The organism is Ideonella lacteola (genome assembly GCF_038066555.1).
GTDB classification, from domain to species: Bacteria; Pseudomonadota; Gammaproteobacteria; order Burkholderiales; family Burkholderiaceae_C; genus Ideonella; species Ideonella lacteola.
Map to the genome: position 1 here is coordinate 61,493 of NZ_JBBUTG010000006.1, position 18,878 is coordinate 80,370.

The 18,878-nt window shown below is 67.8% G+C and carries 14 protein-coding genes; 6 read left to right on the top strand and 8 right to left on the bottom strand.

Features of this window, described 5'->3' with window-relative positions:
- Nucleotides 1–68: 68 nt before the first annotated feature.
- Together AACH06_RS12245 and AACH06_RS12250 are read left to right on the top strand one after the other, a co-directional pair.
- Complete coding sequence (locus AACH06_RS12245; RefSeq protein WP_341425980.1) at nt 69–1,355, top strand: alpha-amylase family glycosyl hydrolase; 1,287 nt, start codon at nt 69–71, stop codon at nt 1,353–1,355.
- 172 nt (nt 1,356–1,527) lie between these two features.
- Nucleotides 1,528–1,755 (top strand): hypothetical protein, encoded by a 228-nt coding sequence (locus AACH06_RS12250; protein ID WP_341425981.1) that lies wholly within the window; start codon nt 1,528–1,530, stop codon nt 1,753–1,755.
- Nucleotides 1,756–1,779: 24 nt separating this feature from the next.
- On the opposite strand, the gene AACH06_RS12255 is transcribed toward AACH06_RS12250, so the two are convergent.
- The 3 genes from AACH06_RS12255 to AACH06_RS12265 all read right to left on the bottom strand — a co-directional run bounded on the left by AACH06_RS12255 (nt 1,780) and on the right by AACH06_RS12265 (nt 6,071).
- The gene (locus AACH06_RS12255) at nt 1,780–2,379 is read right to left on the bottom strand and encodes a DUF4377 domain-containing protein (protein WP_341425982.1); all 600 of its coding nucleotides are present in this window, start codon (nt 2,377–2,379) and stop codon (nt 1,780–1,782) included.
- Nucleotides 2,380–2,472: 93 nt separating this feature from the next.
- On the bottom strand, nt 2,473–4,404 hold the full coding sequence (locus tag AACH06_RS12260) for a glycoside hydrolase family 13 protein (RefSeq protein WP_341425983.1): 1,932 nt from the start codon (nt 4,402–4,404) through the stop codon (nt 2,473–2,475).
- Nucleotides 4,401–6,071 carry an alpha-amylase family glycosyl hydrolase gene (locus tag AACH06_RS12265; RefSeq protein WP_341425984.1) on the bottom strand — a complete coding sequence of 557 codons (1,671 nt, stop codon included), beginning with the start codon at nt 6,069–6,071 and terminating at the stop codon, nt 4,401–4,403. The genes AACH06_RS12260 and AACH06_RS12265 overlap by 4 nt, the downstream gene beginning before the upstream one ends.
- Nucleotides 6,072–6,245: 174 nt before the next feature.
- Between AACH06_RS12265 and AACH06_RS12270 the strand changes: the two genes are divergently transcribed.
- Together AACH06_RS12270 and AACH06_RS12275 are read left to right on the top strand one after the other, a co-directional pair.
- Entirely contained in the window at nt 6,246–9,005 is a 2,760-nt protein-coding gene (locus AACH06_RS12270; RefSeq protein WP_341426195.1) for an alpha-1,6-glucosidase domain-containing protein, read from the top strand.
- A 90-nt stretch (nt 9,006–9,095) separates the two neighbouring features.
- Complete coding sequence (locus AACH06_RS12275; protein ID WP_341425985.1) at nt 9,096–11,033, top strand: glucokinase; 1,938 nt, start codon at nt 9,096–9,098, stop codon at nt 11,031–11,033.
- Between the two features lie 81 nt (nt 11,034–11,114).
- Here AACH06_RS12275 and AACH06_RS12280 read toward each other — a convergent pair whose 3' ends face one another.
- The 3 genes from AACH06_RS12280 to AACH06_RS12290 form a co-directional block, all read right to left on the bottom strand.
- Complete coding sequence (locus tag AACH06_RS12280) at nt 11,115–11,570, bottom strand: GNAT family N-acetyltransferase (RefSeq protein WP_341425986.1); 456 nt, start codon at nt 11,568–11,570, stop codon at nt 11,115–11,117.
- A gap of 65 nt (nt 11,571–11,635) precedes the next feature.
- A complete protein-coding gene (locus AACH06_RS12285; RefSeq protein ID WP_341425987.1) occupies nt 11,636–12,118 on the bottom strand; it encodes a DUF695 domain-containing protein in 483 nt (160 codons plus the stop codon).
- 75 nt (nt 12,119–12,193) lie between these two features.
- Nucleotides 12,194–13,204: a hypothetical protein gene (locus tag AACH06_RS12290; protein ID WP_341425988.1), complete on the bottom strand. Its 1,011-nt coding sequence runs from the start codon at nt 13,202–13,204 to the stop codon at nt 12,194–12,196.
- Between the two features lie 327 nt (nt 13,205–13,531).
- Between AACH06_RS12290 and AACH06_RS12295 the strand changes: the two genes are divergently transcribed.
- Nucleotides 13,532–15,955 carry a S41 family peptidase gene (locus AACH06_RS12295; protein ID WP_341425989.1) on the top strand — a complete coding sequence of 808 codons (2,424 nt, stop codon included), beginning with the start codon at nt 13,532–13,534 and terminating at the stop codon, nt 15,953–15,955.
- Between the two features lie 54 nt (nt 15,956–16,009).
- Here AACH06_RS12295 and AACH06_RS12300 read toward each other — a convergent pair whose 3' ends face one another.
- Complete coding sequence (locus AACH06_RS12300; RefSeq protein WP_341425990.1) at nt 16,010–16,456, bottom strand: DUF7684 family protein; 447 nt, start codon at nt 16,454–16,456, stop codon at nt 16,010–16,012.
- A 336-nt stretch (nt 16,457–16,792) separates the two neighbouring features.
- On the opposite strand from AACH06_RS12300, the gene AACH06_RS12305 reads away from it, so the two are divergent.
- A complete protein-coding gene (locus tag AACH06_RS12305; RefSeq protein ID WP_423222019.1) occupies nt 16,793–17,197 on the top strand; it encodes a DUF7674 family protein in 405 nt (134 codons plus the stop codon).
- Here AACH06_RS12305 and AACH06_RS12310 read toward each other — a convergent pair.
- Nucleotides 17,190–18,848: a UdgX family uracil-DNA binding protein gene (locus tag AACH06_RS12310; protein ID WP_341425992.1), complete on the bottom strand. Its 1,659-nt coding sequence runs from the start codon at nt 18,846–18,848 to the stop codon at nt 17,190–17,192. The two genes, AACH06_RS12305 and AACH06_RS12310, sit on opposite strands and share 8 nt — an antisense overlap.
- Between the last annotated feature and the right edge of the window lie 30 nt (nt 18,849–18,878).

Here is an 18,878-nt window from a genome sequence, read left to right on the forward strand (position 1 = left end):
TGCGCCACCTCTCGGTTCAATGTTCGCTGGCTGGCGCCCTGCTGGCCGCGCTCTGCCTGAGTTCCGCCATGCCATCTCTCGCCGCCAACAACGATCCGCCCCAGGACAACGTGACGCATGTGCCCTGGTCGCGCCAGGCCGTGATCTACGAGGTCAACCTGCGCCAGTACACGCCCGAAGGCACGATCCAGGCCTTTGCGCAGCATCTGCCTCGCCTGAAAGCGATGGGCGTCGACATCCTCTGGCTGATGCCAGTGCACCCGATCGGCGTGAAAGAGCGCAAGGGCACGCTGGGCAGCTACTACGCCTCGCGCGATTACCGGGGCGTCAACCCAGAGTTCGGCACCGTGGCCGATCTGCGCGAGCTGGTGAAGCAGGCCCATGGCCTGGGCATGAAGGTGATTCTCGACTGGGTCGCCAACCACACCGCGTGGGATCACCCCTGGGTGACCCAGCACCCCGACTGGTACAAGAAAAACGCGCGGGGCGAGATCTTCCCCGTCACCTTTGGCGAAGGTGAGCACAAGGAAGAGTGGTCCGACGTCGTCGCGCTGGACTACACCCAGCCGGGTCTGCGCCAAGCCATGCTGGAAGCGATGGCCTTCTGGGTGCGCGATGTCGATGTCGACGGTTTCCGCTGCGATGTCGCCGGCCTGGTGCCGATGCCGTTCTGGCGCGAAGCCCGGGCCACGCTCGATCGCATCAAGCCGGTCTTCATGCTGGCGGAGTGGGATTCGCCCGAGATGCATGACCGGGCGTTTGACATGACGTACGACCTCGGTCTGTACGACGTGTTTCGCTCCATCGCCAAGGGCAGCGTCGGCAAGACCGCGCTGGTCGACGTGCTCGAGCATCCCAAGCAGGTCTTCCCGCCCGACGCCTATCGCATGCGCTACACCGCCAACCATGACAGCAACTCATGGCAAGCGAGCGACGCCGAGGCCTTCGGGCCTTCGCTCCAGGCCTTCGCGGTGCTTGCGGCCACCTTGCCCGGCATGCCGCTGCTCTACGGCGGCCAGGAGGGTGGGCTCGACAAGCGGCTGAAGTTCTTCGAGAAAGACCCGATCGAGTGGAAGAACTACCCGCTGGGCGACTTCTACACCCGCCTGTTCAAGCTCAAGCACGAGCATCCGGCGCTGGCGGTGGGGACCGAAGGTGGGCCTTTGCAACTGATCGATCTGGCGCACCCGGCGCTGTTCGCGTTCCAGCGAGCAAAAGCGGGTGACCGCGTCACCGTGGTGGTCAATCTGTCTGGCGCCGAGCAGTCGCTGTCGGCCCATCCGGTGCTGGGCGACGTGCGCCTGCCCGCATGGGGCTGGCGCATCACCACCGCCGATGGCCACACGCTGCGCTGAGCGGCAATTTGTCGCAGCCGCAGGGTGAATCTTCACCGTGCGGCCCCCGCTTCCCTCAAGCAGGGGATGGGCGTCCCGCGGGATGGGGATGCCAATGGAGGCTCTTCAGGCGTCTGATGACGCCCAGCCACCAGCGGGACACCCCGCCGGACCAGCTTGCGAGGGATGGATCATGAACAGCGATCGACATCTGCAGTTTCCGGATCGACGGCACTACGAATTGCGATTCACGTCGCTGTTCGATGCCGGCCGAGCCTATGCCTTCGAGTGCGACGCACAGGGCCACGTCGACCTCGACCGGCTCAGCGCGCGGGCGCGGCTGAACTACCTCTACGCCCGTTCGGTCATCGGGCGAGAGTTCTCGATGCCGGAAGTGCGCCGGAGCCCCCGGCCGCATTGAACGTGGCCGCCTGGGGGGGGCGCGTCACTTCAGGCAAATATCGTGGAAGGTGGCGCTCGGTGCGCTGCAAGTGATGCCCAGCAGGTGCATGGGCCCGGTGGGCGAGTTCTGGTGATCGAACTCCAGCAACAGCCCCAGGCCGCCGGTGCGTGCGGCTTCAATCACCGCGCAGTCCAACGGGCTGCAGGTGAGGTTTCGGCGGTTGAACAGCCGGTAGGTGGTGTCGTCGACCGGCGTGATCGATGGCGGCTCGGTCACCGACATCTCGAAGGTTTCGCTGCGTGCCACCGCGGTCTGGCTGAGCACGGCGTCCAGCTCCACGCGCTCGCTGGACCCATCGGCCAGCGGGTTGCTGACTTCGCTGATGCGCACACGCACCTGATAGCGGTTGCCCATCGCGTACGAAAAGCCCTCGATGCCGCCGTAGTGCACACCCCAAGCGTCGCTGGCGCTGGCGCGCGTCTGCAGGCACAACATGGCCGATTCGCCATAGCACTCCTGCTCGCTGGCCTGGACCTCCCAGGTTTCCTCGCGCGAGTCCTCACCGCCGCAAGCGGCCAGGAAGGCAGCGGTGACGAGGACGGCTGCGGCGCAGGCAGTGGATCGACGGATGCGTGTTTTCATGGTTGCTGTCCCCCCAAAGAAAACGGCGATGCTAACCCGCTGCATCCGCGGACCTCTCGCGCACGCGTGTCGAGGCGTATCGGCCGCGGGGCGTCAGCGCTGGCCCGCAGGGGGCGTCACATCGATCACCATCGCCGTCCGTGGCGGCACGACGAGCGTGGTGCCGAGATCGAGCGACGCGCCGCTGAACAGCTCGCGTCCGGTCGAGCCGGCTTTCAGCACATCGGCAAAGCGGCGGGTGTCGAGGTTGACGGGCTCGGTGGCTTTGCTCAGCACCACCATCACCTGCGCGCCCGTCTTCTCGTCGGTGCGGAAGTAGGTGTAGGTGCCGCGGTCCGGGGCGTAGTGGGTCAGGCGCCCCCGTTGCACGGCGGTGGCGGACCGGCGCCAACTGAACAGCTGGCGCACGAAGCCCTGCATCTGCTGCTGTGTCGGTGTCAGCCCGGCGCCGGTGAAGGCATTGACGCTGTCACCGGCCCATCCGCCGGGCATGTCGCTGCGGACGATGCCGTCGCTGCGCTCGATGGGGCTCTTCATCAGCACCTCGGTGCCGTAGAACATCTGAGGTGTGCGGGCGATGGTGGCGAGGTAGACCAGTGCCAAGCGCATCAGGCCCTCGTCTTCGCCGAGCGCAGAGAACACGCGGTTGGTGTCGTGGTTGCCCTCGAAGAGCACGAGCCGTGAGGGCTCCGGGTATTGGATGTCTTCGACCAGGGCCTCGTACAGCCGGCCGAGGCCGACGGCATAGCCTTGCCCTTCGGGTTCGACCAGGGCCTGCCGCAGTGCTCCGTGCAGCGGGAAATCCATCATGCTCGGCATGTGCGAGACATAGCCGTCGTGGTTGCGGTGACCGCGCAGCCAGTAGGCCACCATCGAGACGTGGTCGGTCATCTCTTCACCGACGATCGACAGCCGCGGGTACTCGGACATGATCGCGCCCGACCAGCGGGCGAGGAAGGCCTTGTCCGAGTACGGGTAGGTGTCGGCGCGGATGCCGGAGAGGCCGGCGTACTCGATCCACCAGATCGCGTTTTGTACCAGGTAGGTCGCCAGCAGCGGTTGGCGCTGGTTCAGGTCGGGCATCGTTGGCACGAACCAGCCGTCGGTCATGCCGGCCTTGTCGCTGGGCGCGGCGTACGGGTCTTGCACCGTCACGTGCCGGTGGTTGGTCTCGACATAGCGGTCGGGGTGGTTGAGCCAGTCTGGCGTGGGCAGGTCGCGTGATGGCGCGTCTGGCGCTGCGGCCGTGGGAGATCCATCCGCGGGGCGGCTGGGCTGCGGGTTCAACCACCAATGGCCAGAGCCGATGTGGTTCGGGGCCAGGTCCATGATCACGCCCAGCCCGCGCGCGCGGGCTTGCTCGACCAGTTGCCGATAGTCTTCGTTCGTGCCGAAGCGCGGGTCCACCCGGTACAGGTCGGTGGCCGAGTAGCCGTGGTACGAGTAGCTGGGCTGGCGGTTCTCGATGAGGGGTGTGGGCCAGAGCTGGGTGAAGCCCAGGCCGGCGATGTAGTCGAGCCTCTGGCTGATGCCGGCCAGATCGCCGCCGTGTCGCCCACCGGGGTTGCTGCGATCGACCGGGTCGCCCAGTTCGGGCTGGTTGTCGTTGGTGGGGTCACCGTTGGCAAAGCGATCGGGCACGACCAGGTAGATCGCGTCCGATGGGCCGAAGCCCTGTCGTTCGGCCGAGCCTGGCGCACGCGGGCGCAGCTCGTAGCGGGTGCTCAGGGCCACCTGGCTGCCGCGCAGCAGGTCGATCATCACGGTGCCGGGCCGCGCGCCGGGGGCCAGGTCCAGATCGACGACCAGGTAATTCGGGTTGGGCAGCGTGAGGGTGCGTTTCACCGTCACGCCCGGGGCCTTTACCCGCGCGACAAGGCCGGCCAGATCGCGTCCGTGCAGCATCAGCTGCAGGGGGCGGTGCTTCATGCCGGTCCACCAGAACGGCGGCTCCACGCGGTCGATCGATTGGGCGTGGATGATCGGTGCGGCGAGCAGCGCCAGCAGGCAGAGCAGTCGTTTCATCGGACGGTGGAAATGTCGAAGACCTGGACGGATTGCGGCGCCAGTGTGAGCATGGGGCGGGCCGCCGTCGGTGCAGAGTCGACCACCGCTGCCGAAGGCGTGGGATACAGGGGCTGCAATCGGTCGCCAGCGCCGAGGCCAGGCACCTCGACCGTGGCGGCGCGGGTGTCGTAGTTGATCAGCACCAACGTGCGTTCGTGGGCCGCGTGGCGCTGAAAGCCCAGCACCAGGCCATCGGCGAAGCTCGCTTCGAACGCGCCACTGGCCAGCGAGGGCCGGCTGTTGCGCAACCCCAGCAGCGCCTTGTAGAAGGCGAACAACGAGGTCGGGTCGGCGCGCTGCGTGCTGGCGTTGAAGGCGCTGGCGTTGGGGGCGATCGGGCGGAAGGGGCGGCCGGTGGTGAAGCCAGCGCGGCCCGGCTCGGCCGTCCAGCTCATCGGCGAGCGCAGCGGCAGATCACCTTCCAGTTGCGTCACGCCGGCCTGGCCGATCTCTTCGCCGAAGTAGATGAATGGCGTGCCCGGCTGCAACAGGTAGCCGGCCGCCGCGAGGCGGTAGCGGGCGAGGTCGCCACCGACCTGGTCCCACAGCCGCTGGCCCGCGAAGATATCGTGGTTGGAGATGAAGGTCGCCATCGTGGGCGACGCGCTGCGGTAGTACTCGGCCAGACGCTGCACCGAGGCCGCTTCGCCACGCGCCGCGCCCACGAAGTGCTGGGTGTAGCCGAAGGCGAAGGCGCCGCCGCAGACGGCGGGGTCGCCATACGCCGCGGGCTCGGCCGTGGCTTCGCACACCACGTAGCGCTGCGGGTACTGCTTGATGAGGTCCTGCCACTGCTTGGTCAACGCGCGGCTTTCCGGCTGGTCGTTCCAGTGCACCGCGTCGTTCTCGATCATGTGCGGCACGGCATCGAGGCGGTAGCCATCCAGCCCGCGGTTGAGCCAGAAGCGCAGGCTGTCCTGGTGATAGGCCAGCACGCGCGGGTGGCGCAGGTTGAAGTCGGGCATGTGCGGGCCGAAGGTGCCGAAGTAAAAGCCGCGCGCGTCGGCGGGCGCGGCGGGCAGGTCTTTCGGGTGGCCGCGGAAAAGCCATGGCTTCGAGGCGGCGTGGTACCAGGGGTAGGTGTCCCAGATGCTCCAGCCCTGGGGTGCGGTGTCGCTCCAGATGAACCAGTCGCGATAGGGGCTGGCGGGGGAGGCCTGCGCGTCGACGAACAGCGGGTGCTGCGCGGCGCTGTGATTGATCACGTAGTCCATCACCACGCCGATGCCACGCGCGTGCGCCTGGCGGATCAATTCGTCGAAATCGGCCAAGGTGCCGTACTCGGGCGCGATGCTGCGGTACTCGCGGGTGGCGTAGCCATGGTCGCCATCTGCATTCGCCTGGATGGGCATCAACCACAGGCCTTTGACCCCCAACTCTTGCAGGTAGTCCAGCCGCGAGGTCAGCCCGCGCAGATCGCCCACGCCGTCGCCATCTGAATCCTGGTACGCGCGAACGAAGATCTCCATGAAGGCACCGTGGTGCCACCCCGGTGGCAGCGCGCTGGGCGTAGGCGCGAACGGCACCGGGCTGAGATCCACCGGCTGGGCTTGTGCGGCGGCGACGAAGGGGCCCACGCAGGCGCATGCGAGCGCGGCAGACCGGAGCAGGTGCAATGGCAACATGTGTAGCAAAAATACTTTTGGACAATGGCCTCTGATGCAGAAGCTTGAGTTCCAGGATAGAAGAAAACGCCGGGCAGTGGAATCCATGAGTGCCATGAGAATGTAGTTTTGCTACCTTATCGACCGCGCCAATCTCGGCGCTTCGGGCGTTTGACCAAGGGGTTGAGGTTGACGGTGCGATCGATGGCGGGGCGCGGTGGCGCCTGGGCGGCGGCTTGGGGTCGTCTGGCGGCGGTCGCGTTGCTGGCAGGGGTGGGCTTCACCGCGGCCGTCGCTGCTCCGCAGCCGCTGTCGATGCCGGCCGCGCTGCGCGACTGCGACGGCCCGTCATGGCAAACGGTGCTGAAGGCCTCTACCGGCTCGGCCGAGGCCCGAGCGGTGTGGTTGGATCGCGGCCGCGTTCTGTGGGCCGGGGCGGTGCACCCGGATGAGCCCGGTACGCGCTATCGCCTGCTGCACAGCGAGGCGGGCACGATCCAGTGGCAACTCGGTGAGGCCGCCCGCGGGATGGAGGCGGCCTTCGATCTGGCACCGGCTGAACCGGCCGTGGGCGATGCGCGATTCGCCTACCTGCCCGCCGGGCCTCGCCTGGGCTTGGCCGCGGCCGATGTGGCAACGCTGGTGCGGAGACACACCGGCCAGTGGCTGCTGGTGCGCGAATCGGCCGATGGTCGTGTGCGGGACGCCACCGGCCTGCAATGGCCCGCCTGGCTCGACGATGTGTACCGCGCGGCATCGACCGCCGGGCCGCTGGGCGTGCAGCCGCGGGCGCAGTCCACGCACCTGGCGCTGTGGGCGCCCACCGCACGCGCCGTGGCCGTGTGCATCTACCGAAACGCGGAGGGCCCGGCGGAAGTGATTCGCCCACTTCAGCGCGACGCGGCCACCGGCATCTGGCGCCACGACGAGCCGGCCGATTGGCGGGGGCGCACCTACCGCTATCTGGTCGAGGTGTTCGTGCCGGGCACCGGTTGGGTCCGCAATCGGGTGACTGATCCGTACGCGGTGAGCCTGACCACCGATTCAGAGCGTGCCTACATCGCCGATCTGTCCGACAGCCGCCTCAAGCCCGCGGGTTGGGACACCCACACCGCACCGCTTCGCGGCTCGAAGCCGACCGACATGGTCGTCTATGAGTTGCATGTGCGCGACTTCTCGATCGACGACACCACCGTGCCGCCCCGGCACCGCGGCAAGTACCTGGCTTTCACCGACACCGGTTCGCAGGGCATGCGCCACTTGCGGGCGCTGGCGCAGGCCGGCCTGACCGACATCCACCTGCTGCCGGTGTTCGACCTCGCCACTGTGCCGGAGCGGGGCTGTGTCACGCCACGGGTGCCCCAAGCCGCCGCAGACAGCCCGGCGCAGCAAGCGGCGGTGATGGCCGAGGCCGCGCGTGACTGCTTCAACTGGGGCTATGACCCGTTCCACTACAGCGCGCCCGAGGGCAGCTACGCCACCGATGCGGCCGATGGCGCGGTGCGTGTCCGCGAGTTCCGCTCGATGGTGATGGCGCTGCACCGTGCGGGGCTGCGCGTGGGCATGGACGTGGTCTACAACCACACGGCCGCCGCGGGCCAGCACGCCAAGGCCGTGCTCGACCGCATCGTGCCGGGCTACTACCACCGGCTCGATGCCGCCGGGCAGGTCGAGCGCTCGACCTGCTGCGACAACACGGCCACCGAGCACGCGATGATGGCTCGGCTGATGATCGACTCGGTGGTGCTCTGGGCGACCCAATACCGCATCGATTCATTTCGGTTCGATCTGATGGCGCATCAGCCGCGCGCCGTGATGGAAGACCTGCAGCGCGCCGTGAATGCCGCCACCGGCCGCCATGTGCCGCTGATCGGCGAGGGATGGAACTTCGGCGAGGTGGCCGACGGCCGCCGCTTCGTGCAGGCTTCGCAGCGCTCGCTGAATGGCAGCGGCATCGGCACCTTCAGCGACCGCGCTCGCGATGCCGTGCGCGGCGGCTCGGCGGGTGACGAAGGTGCGGCCCTCGTGAGCCGCAAGGGCTACATCAACGGCGCCGTCGAAGGGCCGCGCGACGAGGCGATGCGCCTGGCGGATCTGGTGCGGGTGGGGTTGGCTGGCACGCTGCGAGATGTCGAGCTGACCACCTGGCAAGGCCCGCGCCGGCGCCTGGACGAGATCGACTACGCCGGCCAGCCCGCGGGCTACGCCAGCGCACCTGGTGAGGTGGTGAACTATGTCGAGAACCACGACAACCAGACGCTCTACGACACGCTGGCCCTGAAGCTGCCGCCTGATACCCCGCCGGCCGAACGCGCGCGGGTGCAGATGCTGGCGGCAGCGATCAATCTCTTCAGCCAGGGCGTGGCCTACTTCCATGCTGGTATCGACACGCTGCGCAGCAAATCGCTGGACCGCAATTCCTACGATTCGGGCGACTGGTTCAACCGGCTCGACTGGAGCTACCGCAGCAACCATTTCGGCACGGGCCTGCCGCCCGAACGTGACAACCGCAGCAGTTGGCCCGTCTTCGCGCCAGCGCTTGCCAACCCCGCCAACCGGCCGCGGCCGAGTGACATTGCCTGGACGCGCGACACTTTTCGCGATCTGCTCGCCATCCGCGCGAGCAGCCCGCTGTTTCGCCTGAGCGACGCGGTCGAGGTCCAACGTCGGCTCAGCTTTCCGAACAGCGGGCCCGAGCAGAACCCGGCGGTGCTGGTCGGTCGGTTGGATGGCCGCGGCTGGCCGGCGGCGGGCTTCGGCGAGCTGGTGTACTTCGTCAACGTGGCTGTCGAGGCGCAGACCTTGACGCTGCCGGAACTGGCGGGCCGGCCCTGGCGCCTGCACCCGGTTCAGGCCCGCGCCTCCGCGGCCGATGCGCGCGTGCGGGAGGCCCGGGCGGAGGGGGGGCGCTTCAGCATCCCCGCCCGGACGGCGGTGGTCTTTGTGCGCGACTGACGGTCTGCGGCAGACAGCAGGCCAGGGCCCGCCATGAAGCGCTCGATAATGGCCTACCTCACGCCCGGCGCCCCGCGCAAATCGACCCCCATGGCTTCGTTTGACAGCCCCCGGCTGATCGCCGACATCGGCGGCACCTACGCCCGTTTCGCGCTCGAGGTGGCGTCGGGCGAATTCACCCAGATCGCGTCACTGCGCTGCGCCGATCACCCCGACTTCCAGGCCACCGTGCGGGCCTACATGGACTCGCTGCCGCCTGGCACCCGCATCCAGCACGCCGCCGTGGCGATCGCCAACCCGGTCGAGGGCGACCAGGTGCGGATGACCAACTACCACTGGCAGTTCTCGATCGAACAGACGCGCCAGCGACTGGGCCTCGAGACCCTGGTGGTGCTCAATGATTTCACCGCCCTGGCCATGGCCCTGCCGCGGCTGGGCCCGAAAGACCTGCACCAAGTGGGTGGTGGCAACGCCCGCAAGCAAAACGTGATCGGCCTGCTGGGCTCGGGCAGCGGCCTGGGCGTGTCGGGCCTGATCCCGGCCGGCGACGGCTGGATCTCGCTCGGCTCGGAAGGCGGGCACACCAGCTTCTCGCCGCGCGACGAGCGCGAGATCGCCATCCTGCGCCATGCCTGGAAGCAGTACGACCATGTCTCGTTCGAGCGCTTGCTCTCGGGTCCCGGCATCGAGCTGATGTACCGCGCCCTGGCCGAACACGCCGGCGCGAAACCCGAGAATTTGAGCGCGCCCGACATCACCCAGGGCGCCCTCGACGGGGCCGACCGCCTGTGCGCCGACACGCTCGACGTGTTCTGCGCGCTGCTGGGCACCGCCGCGGCCAATCTGGCCGTCACGCTCGGGGCGCTCGGCGGCATCTACATTGGTGGCGCCATCGTGCCGCGGCTGGGTGCGTACTTCGAGCGCTCGCCGTTCCGCGCGCGGTTTGAAGACAAGGGGCGCTTCAGCCGCTACCTCTCCGAGATCCCCACCTTCGTCATCACCGCCGAGCAAGCCACCTTTTTCGGTGCCTCGGCCATCCTCGAAGCGCAGCTGCGCACCATCAGCAACGCGCCCGCTTCGGCGGTGCTCACGCAGATCCGCCGCGCCCGGGGCGAGCTCACGCCCGCCGAGCTGCGCGTGGCCGACCACGTGCTGGCCCATCCTCGCTCGGTGCTGAACGACCCCATTGCCGAAATCGCCAAGGCGGCGCAGGTGAGCCAGCCCACCGTCATCCGCTTCTGCCGATCGTTGGGCTGCGAGGGGCTGTCCGATTTCAAGCTGCGGCTGGCTTCCAGCCTCACCGGCACGGTGCCGATCACCCACACCCAGGTGACCACCGACGACTCGATGCTCGAGCTGGGCAGCAAGGTGCTCGGCAACACCGCGTCGGCCATTCTGCAGGTACGCAGCCAGCTCAACCGCGAGATGATCAACCGGGCCATCGAGATCCTGCTCGATGCGCAGCGGGTGGATTTCTATGCCCTCGGCCACTACGGCGTGGTGGCACAAGACGCGCAGTTCAAGTTCTTGCGCTTCGGCCTGCCCAGCATGGCCTACACCGACGCGCGCCTGCAGACGCTGGCTGCCGCGGTGCTGCGGCCCCATGACGTGGTGATCGTCATCAGCGCCAGCGGCCGCCTGCCCGAGCTGCTCGACGCCGTGGACAAAGCCAAGTCGCGCGGTGCTTCGGTGATCGCCATCACCGCCAGCCAATCGCCCTTGGCGCGCCGCGCCGACGTGGCGCTGATCATCGACTACCCCGAAGACGTGACCACCCACCTGCCGATGGTCACGCGCATCCTGCACCTGCTGGTGATCGACATCCTCGCCGTCGGCGTGGCCATGCGCCGCCAGGTGCTCGACGAAGACAAGCTGCTGTCCACGTCCAACGGCGAAGGCGTGGTCGACAGCGGAGGCGGTGATGCAGACGCCGCTTCATCCGAGGCCGACAAGGCCGCCGCCAACCGGCCTGCCACGGGCCCTGGACCGTCGTCACCGCTTTCTAAACTGACGTCGCACAGTCGGTGAGGGAGGCGGGCCGCGAGCTATTCGGTGGAGGTGACCGTGGTCAGGCGCTGCCTGCTTTGACGGGTCGCCTTGAACCACGGATCAGCCCGCGCCCGGATGCCGCAGCACGGTGACTGACACTCGAAAGCCCTCGTTGCCGGGCATGACGCCCCGTTCGTGGCCGACGATCTCGAATCCAGCCTTCCGATAGACGGCAATCGCGGCATGGTTTCCATCCAATACCTCGGCGGTCATCGGCGCCTTTACCTCCAACAGCGCTGCCTGAATCAGTGACGTTCCGATCCCCTGGCCGTAGGCGGCAGGGTCGACGTAGAGCCAAGCCAGTTCATCGTCCGTGAACGCCACAAAGCCCACGACCCTTCCGGCCACCTCCGCGACGCGGATCGCGTATTCAAGGAAGCCTTCGTTCTCAGCGGTTTGCTCCAGGTTCAGGTACGCCGCGTCCAGGCCCGACGCGGCCAGTTCGTCACGCCGCGCGGCGTCATGGATCTGGCAGACGCGATCCCAATCGCCAGCGGTGTAGGAGCGAATCTTCATGGGCGGCCTAACGTCTCGACGTAGGGGAGCTGCCGAAGGCCGCTCTGTCTGACCGAGGCGCTGCCTCAATTCCGAACTTGGCCTTTGGATTCGTCATATCGCGTCCATTGCGGGTCTTTCCAAAGCTTGAACTGGACCGGGAATCGATGGTGGCCCCGGAGGGCCTCATCGACCTTGTTCATGAACTCGTCTTTTGATTTTGCGTAGTACACCCATTCGCGTACTCCTTCGCCAGTGGAGACCCACACCAGCACGGAGATCGAAGCTTGCTCCACATAGGGAGCAAGAAGGTCTTCCATTCGATCCATCGACTCGCGCTCGGCTCTAGACGGCATTCCTTCGACCGACTGATAGTTCCATGTGATGACGATGCGCTCGGGATACGAGGAGCGGGTGAACGATGGGCCGAATTCACTGCGATACCGATGGATGATGCGGTGACCGTCTGAAGGACGTGTGGCAACCGCCGTCGACCACACGGCGCCTTCCTCGGCCGCCGTGCCGTTCAAGCAGGCGGCGGCGAGGGCGAAGGCAAGAAGTTGCTTCATGGTGTTTAACCTTGCGATGGAATGACAGGATTGTCTTCACATCACGCCCAGTGGTCGTCATAGCGAGGAACTGCGTCAAGCGGCGCTGCAGAGCTGACCCACCTCAACCGCAGCGGCTTCCGGCATCGCGCCACCTCGCGTGCTGGTGCGCAGCGGGGTGCCAAAGAACTTCAGGGCTTCTTGCCACAGCGGACCGGAGTATTCGGCCGGCTCGTGGCCGTGGCCGGCCTCGGTTGAGTCGTACATCGCCGTCATCACGCGGCCGCCCGGCGAGACTCCGCCCTCCGGGTCGATGTTCCAGCGTCGCCAGACCGCCGGAAAGTGGCGGGTGACGGTCGACTTGTCTTTCACGTTCTGGCCCACGAAGAGGCGGATGTCGTGGCCTTGCCGATGGGCCTCCTTCAGCGCCACCAGCGCGTCGAAGCGCCACGGTGCGTGCTGCTGCATCTGCTCGAACTGCGCCATCGTCGCGCCGCTGGAGCGCACGGCGGTGGCCACCACGCCGTCGTGGTAGCGGTCGGTGCGCAAGAAGGGGCAGACCGCGACGATGCCCGTCTTGGTGGTACGGCGGCTGCCCACCAGGATGGCCGAGGTGCCCCCCGCAGACGAGCCGTACATCAGAACGTTGTCGACCGGGATGCCCAGCTTGGCGCAGAACACGTCGATCAGCGCATTGATTTCGGGCACCAGGTCGTTCTCGACTGTGCCCATGTAGAACGCGCAACGGGGCACGTTCACGTTCCAATCGGATTCGGTCTGGGGGTCGGAGATCGCGAGGATGGGGGACTCAAACAGCGCCTCCCAGTTTCGACGCACCAGCATCGGCCGGGTGAAGTTGATCGCGTCCTTCGTGATGCCGCGGGCACCGTGCAAGGTGGTGACCAGTTTGTCGGCCCGGTGGATCGTGTTGATCGATACATTGAGGGTGTAGTGACCGGTCTTGATGCGCATCGTCGTGATGGCCTTCGCAGGCACCGTCCAGTCGCCGTGGAGATCGACTGTCTCAGCGGCCGCGTGGACGAAATCGAGATGCTTTTCCGGGAAGGCGGGGATGTCGGAGAAGTCGTCGGGTTCGAGATAGAGCATGGGTGGCTTCTTGCTGGATGGACGGGGGATGCTTCGACCCTTCGGGTACCGCACGAAAGGCGTTACATAACGATGAATTGAAGTGGACAAATGCTATTGACTTCGAAGGCGCGCGCGCACCCCTAAGCACCCATGTCGTCGAGGTGGTCTGAAATACGTCTTCGGCGGCTTCGAAGTTGGCGCCGTGCATCAGCGGCGGCCCCTCACCTCAGCGCGGCGGTGCTGGGCCGTACCGATGGCGGGCAAGCCGCTGACCAAACCGTCGCCATCGAGCATCGCTGAACCACAATGCACGAGAACACGGATGGAGTACGAGGGCGTCAGGCCATGAGAACAAACACCTTGCGTGCGCCAGTCTTGCCGCGGGTTCTGGCTGGCCTGGTAGCCGGCGTCTCGGTCGCGGCTATTGCCGCCGCGGTGGACCGCGAGACCTTCGAGCAGCATGCGCCGGTGAGCAACGGGCTGCACCACTTGCGTTACTTCGGCGGCATGGGCATGGTGCCGGCGCCGCAAGAGCCGTCTGCGGAAGACCGCTGCTGGCAGGCCGTGTTGCCAGACGAGGGGTTGACGGATGCGAATGTCGACCGATGCCTGCAAGCCGCGGTGAAGGTCTACGGAGACGGCGCGGTGTTTCGCCGCGAAAGTGTCTTTCCGCGGGATCAGCGGCCCGCAGGGGTGGGCATCGTGGTCAAGTTGGACGAGGGGCGCCTCGCCTTGACGGACGTGGTGCCCGGTGCGCCGGGCGAGCGCGCGGGCCTTCAGCCGGGTGACCTCATCACCGCGATCGATGGCCGCAGCGTGGCGGGCCAGACGCTGGACGCCTTGGTGGGCCAACTGCGCGGGCAGCCGGATACGTCGGTGCGATTGGGCGTGGCGCCTGCGCAGGGTGCGCCGCGCGAGGTCAGTGTCACGCGGCAGTTGAGCGCGCGCGGGCCGGTGTATGCGGTGCCCCTCGAAGGGGCCTTTTACCTGCGGGTGGATTCGTACACCGATCAACTGGTGCAGCGCGCCAGTGAGTTGCTGGCACAAGCCGAACAGGCGGGCACGCTGCGCGGTGCGCTGGTGGTGGATTTGCGCGGCAACACCGGTGGCACCGCCCAGTGGATCGTGAACCTGGCGCAGTTGTTGGCGCCCGGTGCGTCACCGGCGCTCTACACCGTGGGGGCGCGTCCGGTGGGTGCCACCGTGCCAGACGGCGCTGGCCATTGGCGCCTGGGCGACGCCACGCGTTCTTCGCTAGAGCGGGCGCAGCAGCGCCTGGCTGATCTGCCCTTGGTGGTGTTGGTGGACAAGGACACCGGCAGTGGCAGCGAATGGCTGGCCGAGACCTGGCGCCAGCAGGTGGGTGCCGTGCTGGTGGGCCAGCCGAGTTCGGCGGTCGCGCAGGTGCGGCAGGCGTTCGATGCCTTCGAGGGCGCGCGGTTTGAAGTGCCGGTGGGTGTCATCCACGCGGGTGGCGGCTTGCCGGTGCATGGGCACGGCGTGCAGCCACACGTGGCGATGCCGGCCGAGCCGGTGCGGTTGGGCCGGCCGCCGAGCTGGTTGCAGGCTTGGCTGCGTGATGGCCTGCCGGCGGCGCTTCGGGCGCGCCAGGCCGCCGTGGAGGCCGCACCGCCCATTGAACTGACGCCATCGGCCAGCTGGGCCTGCGAAGGCCCGATGCGCGTTCCACTGGCGCCCTCCTCGGTGGTGGGCGCTGGCGCGTCTGAGCGCGTGGAGTTGAGCGTGAGCACCGATCTGTACCGCTGGGATTTGTCCATCGCCTCCAGCGAGGGTGCCGACGACGCGCGGCGCGCCGAGGAAAAGGCCGCCATGCAGCGGCGGGCCACCGATGTGCGCCAAAGTGTGCAGCGCCACATTCAGGAGCTGGAGCGCACGCTGAAGGCGCAGGAGAAGGCGGCGGGGCAGAACCCGCGTCGCCCTCCCCCGGCGGGCCGCGACGCTGCGGCGGGCGTGCGGGCGATGCTGCAAAGCCGCCAGCGCTTGCTGCCGCAACTGGGGGTGTTCGAGCTGAGCGTGGAGTCGCCCAGTGGCCCGGTTCCGGCGCTGCTCGAGATCGACGATGCGCGCGTCACGCTGGCGTGGTGGCTGCAGGGCCGTGAGCATGTGCTGAACCGCATGCTGAGAGAAGACGTGCCGGCGGGACTGCGGGCGTGGGTCGAGCAGCGCCTGGCCAAGCTGGTGCCGTTGACCGGCGGGGCGGCGCCGACAGATGCGGCATCCGAGAACGCGCTGTGCCTGCCGGGCTACCGATGGGTGCTGGATGGCAGCGAGCACCAGGTGACCTGGCGGCAGAGTCTGGAGCAGAGCACCCGCGAACGCCGTCGCTTGTGGAGCATGAGCACCGAGTTCAACCTGCCGCCCGCAGGCCCGCAGCCGCCCGCGATGGCCTCGCTCGCTGTGCAGGAAGACGACAACTGGTTGTTGGAGCAGGTATACGACGGCGACCGGTGCGGCAACGGCCCCCTGCTGGGTGTGGATCTGCGCCGCACCACCGTGGCTGGTCAGCCGGGGGTCTTGCTGGTTCGTCGCTCGCGCCAAGACGCACGGGCCAGCGGCGCTGCGCCTGTGCAGGCCTGCCGAGAGCTTCGCGCCATCCGCCGCCTGCCCTGGGGGGCATCGGGGATGCCGTGGCGCGCCGAGCTGACACTGCGCGACACGGACGAGGCCGCGCTGGACGCGCTGCAGTCGCAGTGGCTGAATGCGCTGGGGCAGGCCCGCTTGCCAGACGCATGGATGCAGGCTCGTTAGCGAGCTGCACCGGCCGGCGCCGGCCACCCATGGGCCCGTGCGGCGGTCGACGGCTCAGGCCGCTGCAAAGGCTTCGAGCATCTGGGCTTCGCGAGGGTCGGCTGCGATGTGAAGCAGCAGGGTGGCGACCAGGGGCTCGGTGCTGTGGTGGGCCCAGAGTTTGGCGAACTCGAACACCTCACCCAAGGTGTCGTGCTCGTGCCAGGTCGTCATGACCAGGCTCTCTTCGGGGATGTCGCCGAAATCGAATCGTTCAAGTACGGCCATGTCGATGGCATCGTCCCAGCTGCTGCAGGCGGGGCCAACAGCCAGCGCATAGAGGCAGCCTGAGGCGACCAGCCAATCGCTGACCGCGGCTTGCCAGAACGCGCCGACGTTGGTCTCCAGCACCAGCACACATCTGAAGGGACGCGGCACGTGCAGCACGGGCGGCGGCGCTTCTGGCCGCAGGTGCAGGTAGAAGGTGGCTGCTGCTGCCGTGGATGCGTCGGGCGTCTTCATGGGCTGTGATTCTGCGTGCGACGAGGCGGGGGGAGGCTAGGGCGTGTTCACACGACGGAGCCCCGATGCGTTGCCACCAGAACCGGTCGAGCGCAAGGAGCAAAACGAAGCCGGCGTGCGGCCCCGGCGAGGCTTTGCAACACTGCGGGCGGCTGGTTCTGGTGGCAACCCTTCGGGAACGGGCCGTCCAGGGCGCATGGCGGCGTTGCCCACCTTGCCCAGGCACCAGCCTGGGCGGCGTCGGGCGCCTTGCCCTGCATCCCTGGACAACCCGTTCGCACAGGGCTGCGTCGTGTGAACACGCCCTAGACTGCGCGCTTGGAAGGGCACAGGGTCATGAGTGAGGATGCTTTGGCGGCTTGGGGGGAGTTGGGGGCCTTGGGGACGTTAAGGGCCTCGATCGAGCGCAGATTTCCGACGGAGTCCTCGGTGGCGACCGAGCGGCTGGCGTCATGCGGTTTCGACGAGAGCGCGCACATCATCTGGCTTGAAGAGTTCGGGCGGACGACGACGAAGGCCATCTCCGCGCTGGACGAGCAGACGGTCGATGCACACCTTGGCTTCATGTCGCAACAGTGGGCCCGAGGCGGCGAATCTGTTCGATCGGCCATTGACGTGGCTTACGTGGAGCCCCTGTTGTCAGGGTTGAAGATCGATCGGCAGCGCTGGGCGTGGGCACGGATGCCCGCCCACCTGAAGAAGCTCTACATAGCGATGTGGGGCGAGCCTCGATTCAACTAGTGCAACGCCGTAGTGCGTGCCGAATCGCGTCGGTAGCTGCTGACGATTCAGGCGTTACAGGCCCACTGGCGCAGGCCGCCCGGGCCAAGTCTTCCACCCAGCGCGGCCAGGTGGCTTCGCGCTGTTCGGCGGGCATGCGCAGCAGGGCAGCGGGGTGCCAGGTGACGAGCACCGTGCGGCCATCGGGGCGAGGCTGCCACTGGCCGCGCGAGGCTTCGATGCGCACCCGCGCGCCCAGCAGCGCTTGCGCGGCCGTGACGCCCAGGGCCACGATGTGCTGGGGCTGTACCGCGGCGATCTCGTCTTCCAGCCAGCCGCGGCAGGCGAGGATCTCCAACTGCCCGGGCGTTTTGTGCAGCCGGCGCTGGCCCCGCAGATCGAAGCCGAAGTGCTTGACCGCGTTGGTGAGGTAGAGCGCGCCACGGTCGAGGCCGGCTTCCTTCAACGCCCGGTCCAGCAGCTCGCCCGCTGGGCCCACGAAGGGCTGGCCTTGCAGATCTTCGCGATCGCCCGGCTGTTCGCCCACCAGCATCACGCGGGCCTGCGCCGGGCCTTCGCCCCACACCATCTGGGTGGCACGAGCGCCCAGGGGGCAGGCCTGGCAGGCGGAGGCCGCGGCGCGAATCTGGCTGATGTCGTGGGCCGGCTCGGTCGGGCCGGAGATCGCCACTTCGGGTGCGGGTCGCGGGCGCCGTCGCGCCACCGTGGCGGGCTGCGCCACCATGGCCTCGGCACGTTGAGCGGCGCGGGCTGCCAGTGGGGCGATGAGGCGCGCTTCGGGCAGGTTGTGCCAATACCGGCGCGGCATCTCGTTGGTCATGGTGCCCAGCTTGAGCCTTGCGGGGTTGAAGATGCTGGCGTAGTAGGTGAGCCACAAGGCTTGCTTGTCGTCATCCAGCGGGATGTCGTCGCGCCGAGCCGGGCCACCCTGGTGAAGGCGTGCCCCATCCCAGGCGATGCTGACGCGAGGCGTGAAGATGGCCCAGCGCATGCTCGCGAAGCGGCGTTGAAAAAAACTGGCCTGCGATTCGAGCGTGTGGTGCTGCGGCTCGAACCACGCAACGAACTGCGGGCCCTCCGGTGTACGCCGCTCATGAAAGCGTACGAACGCGCGCATCTTGTGCTGGCAGTGGTGCACGGCCCGCGCCATGCGGCTGGCAGCGACCCAATCGCTGTCGAGGGTGTCACCGCGCAGCAAGGGCTCGTGCTGCAGCCGCCACAGCAAGCGGTAGAGCAAGCTGAAGCGCTGCGGATCGCTGTGCAGCAGCGCGGCCTCGGCCAGCGCCACGAAGGCGGCGGGCACCCGCGGCAGCGTCGCCGCACGGCGCACCTCGGGGGTTTCGCTCACGGTGGGTGGCGCGGGTGGCTCTGTCGGCGCCGGGCTGTCGAGCGCGTCGAACAGGCTGAGCGCCTGCCATGGGCTGGTGCCATGAAGCGGCGCAGACTCGGCGGCGGCGTAGGGCGCAGCGTGGTCGCTGGCGATGAGGTAGCCATCGGGGCCGTGAGCCTCCATGGCGAGCGGCAGTTCACTCGGCGCCGGGGCCATGCGCCATTGCACCTGATCGGGTGAGACGCCGGCCTGCCACAGTGCGCGGGCGTGGCGGCGCCAACCGGCGACGTCGACCTCGCTGAGCAGTTCGATGGTTCGCATGCGGCAAGCCGTCGGTCAGAGCAAGTGGGC

Excerpts from the sequence above, each read along its gene's own strand:
- AACH06_RS12255 (WP_341425982.1), bottom strand. The coding sequence starts at position 2,379 with ATGAAAACACGCATCCGTCGATCCACTGCCTGCGCCGCAGCCGTCCTC.
- AACH06_RS12310 (WP_341425992.1), bottom strand. The coding sequence starts at position 18,848 with ATGCGAACCATCGAACTGCTCAGCGAGGTCGACGTCGCCGGTTGGCGC.
- AACH06_RS12295 (WP_341425989.1), top strand. The coding sequence starts at position 13,532 with ATGAGAACAAACACCTTGCGTGCGCCAGTCTTGCCGCGGGTTCTGGCT.
- AACH06_RS12250 (WP_341425981.1), top strand. The coding sequence starts at position 1,528 with ATGAACAGCGATCGACATCTGCAGTTTCCGGATCGACGGCACTACGAA.
- AACH06_RS12290 (WP_341425988.1), bottom strand. The coding sequence starts at position 13,204 with ATGCTCTATCTCGAACCCGACGACTTCTCCGACATCCCCGCCTTCCCG.
- AACH06_RS12305 (WP_423222019.1), top strand. The coding sequence starts at position 16,793 with ATGAGTGAGGATGCTTTGGCGGCTTGGGGGGAGTTGGGGGCCTTGGGG.
- AACH06_RS12285 (WP_341425987.1), bottom strand. The coding sequence starts at position 12,118 with ATGAAGCAACTTCTTGCCTTCGCCCTCGCCGCCGCCTGCTTGAACGGC.
- AACH06_RS12300 (WP_341425990.1), bottom strand. The coding sequence starts at position 16,456 with ATGAAGACGCCCGACGCATCCACGGCAGCAGCAGCCACCTTCTACCTG.
- AACH06_RS12275 (WP_341425985.1), top strand. The coding sequence starts at position 9,096 with ATGGCTTCGTTTGACAGCCCCCGGCTGATCGCCGACATCGGCGGCACC.
- AACH06_RS12280 (WP_341425986.1), bottom strand. The coding sequence starts at position 11,570 with ATGAAGATTCGCTCCTACACCGCTGGCGATTGGGATCGCGTCTGCCAG.
- AACH06_RS12260 (WP_341425983.1), bottom strand. The coding sequence starts at position 4,404 with ATGAAACGACTGCTCTGCCTGCTGGCGCTGCTCGCCGCACCGATCATC.
- AACH06_RS12265 (WP_341425984.1), bottom strand. The coding sequence starts at position 6,071 with ATGTTGCCATTGCACCTGCTCCGGTCTGCCGCGCTCGCATGCGCCTGC.
- AACH06_RS12245 (WP_341425980.1), top strand. The coding sequence starts at position 69 with ATGCCATCTCTCGCCGCCAACAACGATCCGCCCCAGGACAACGTGACG.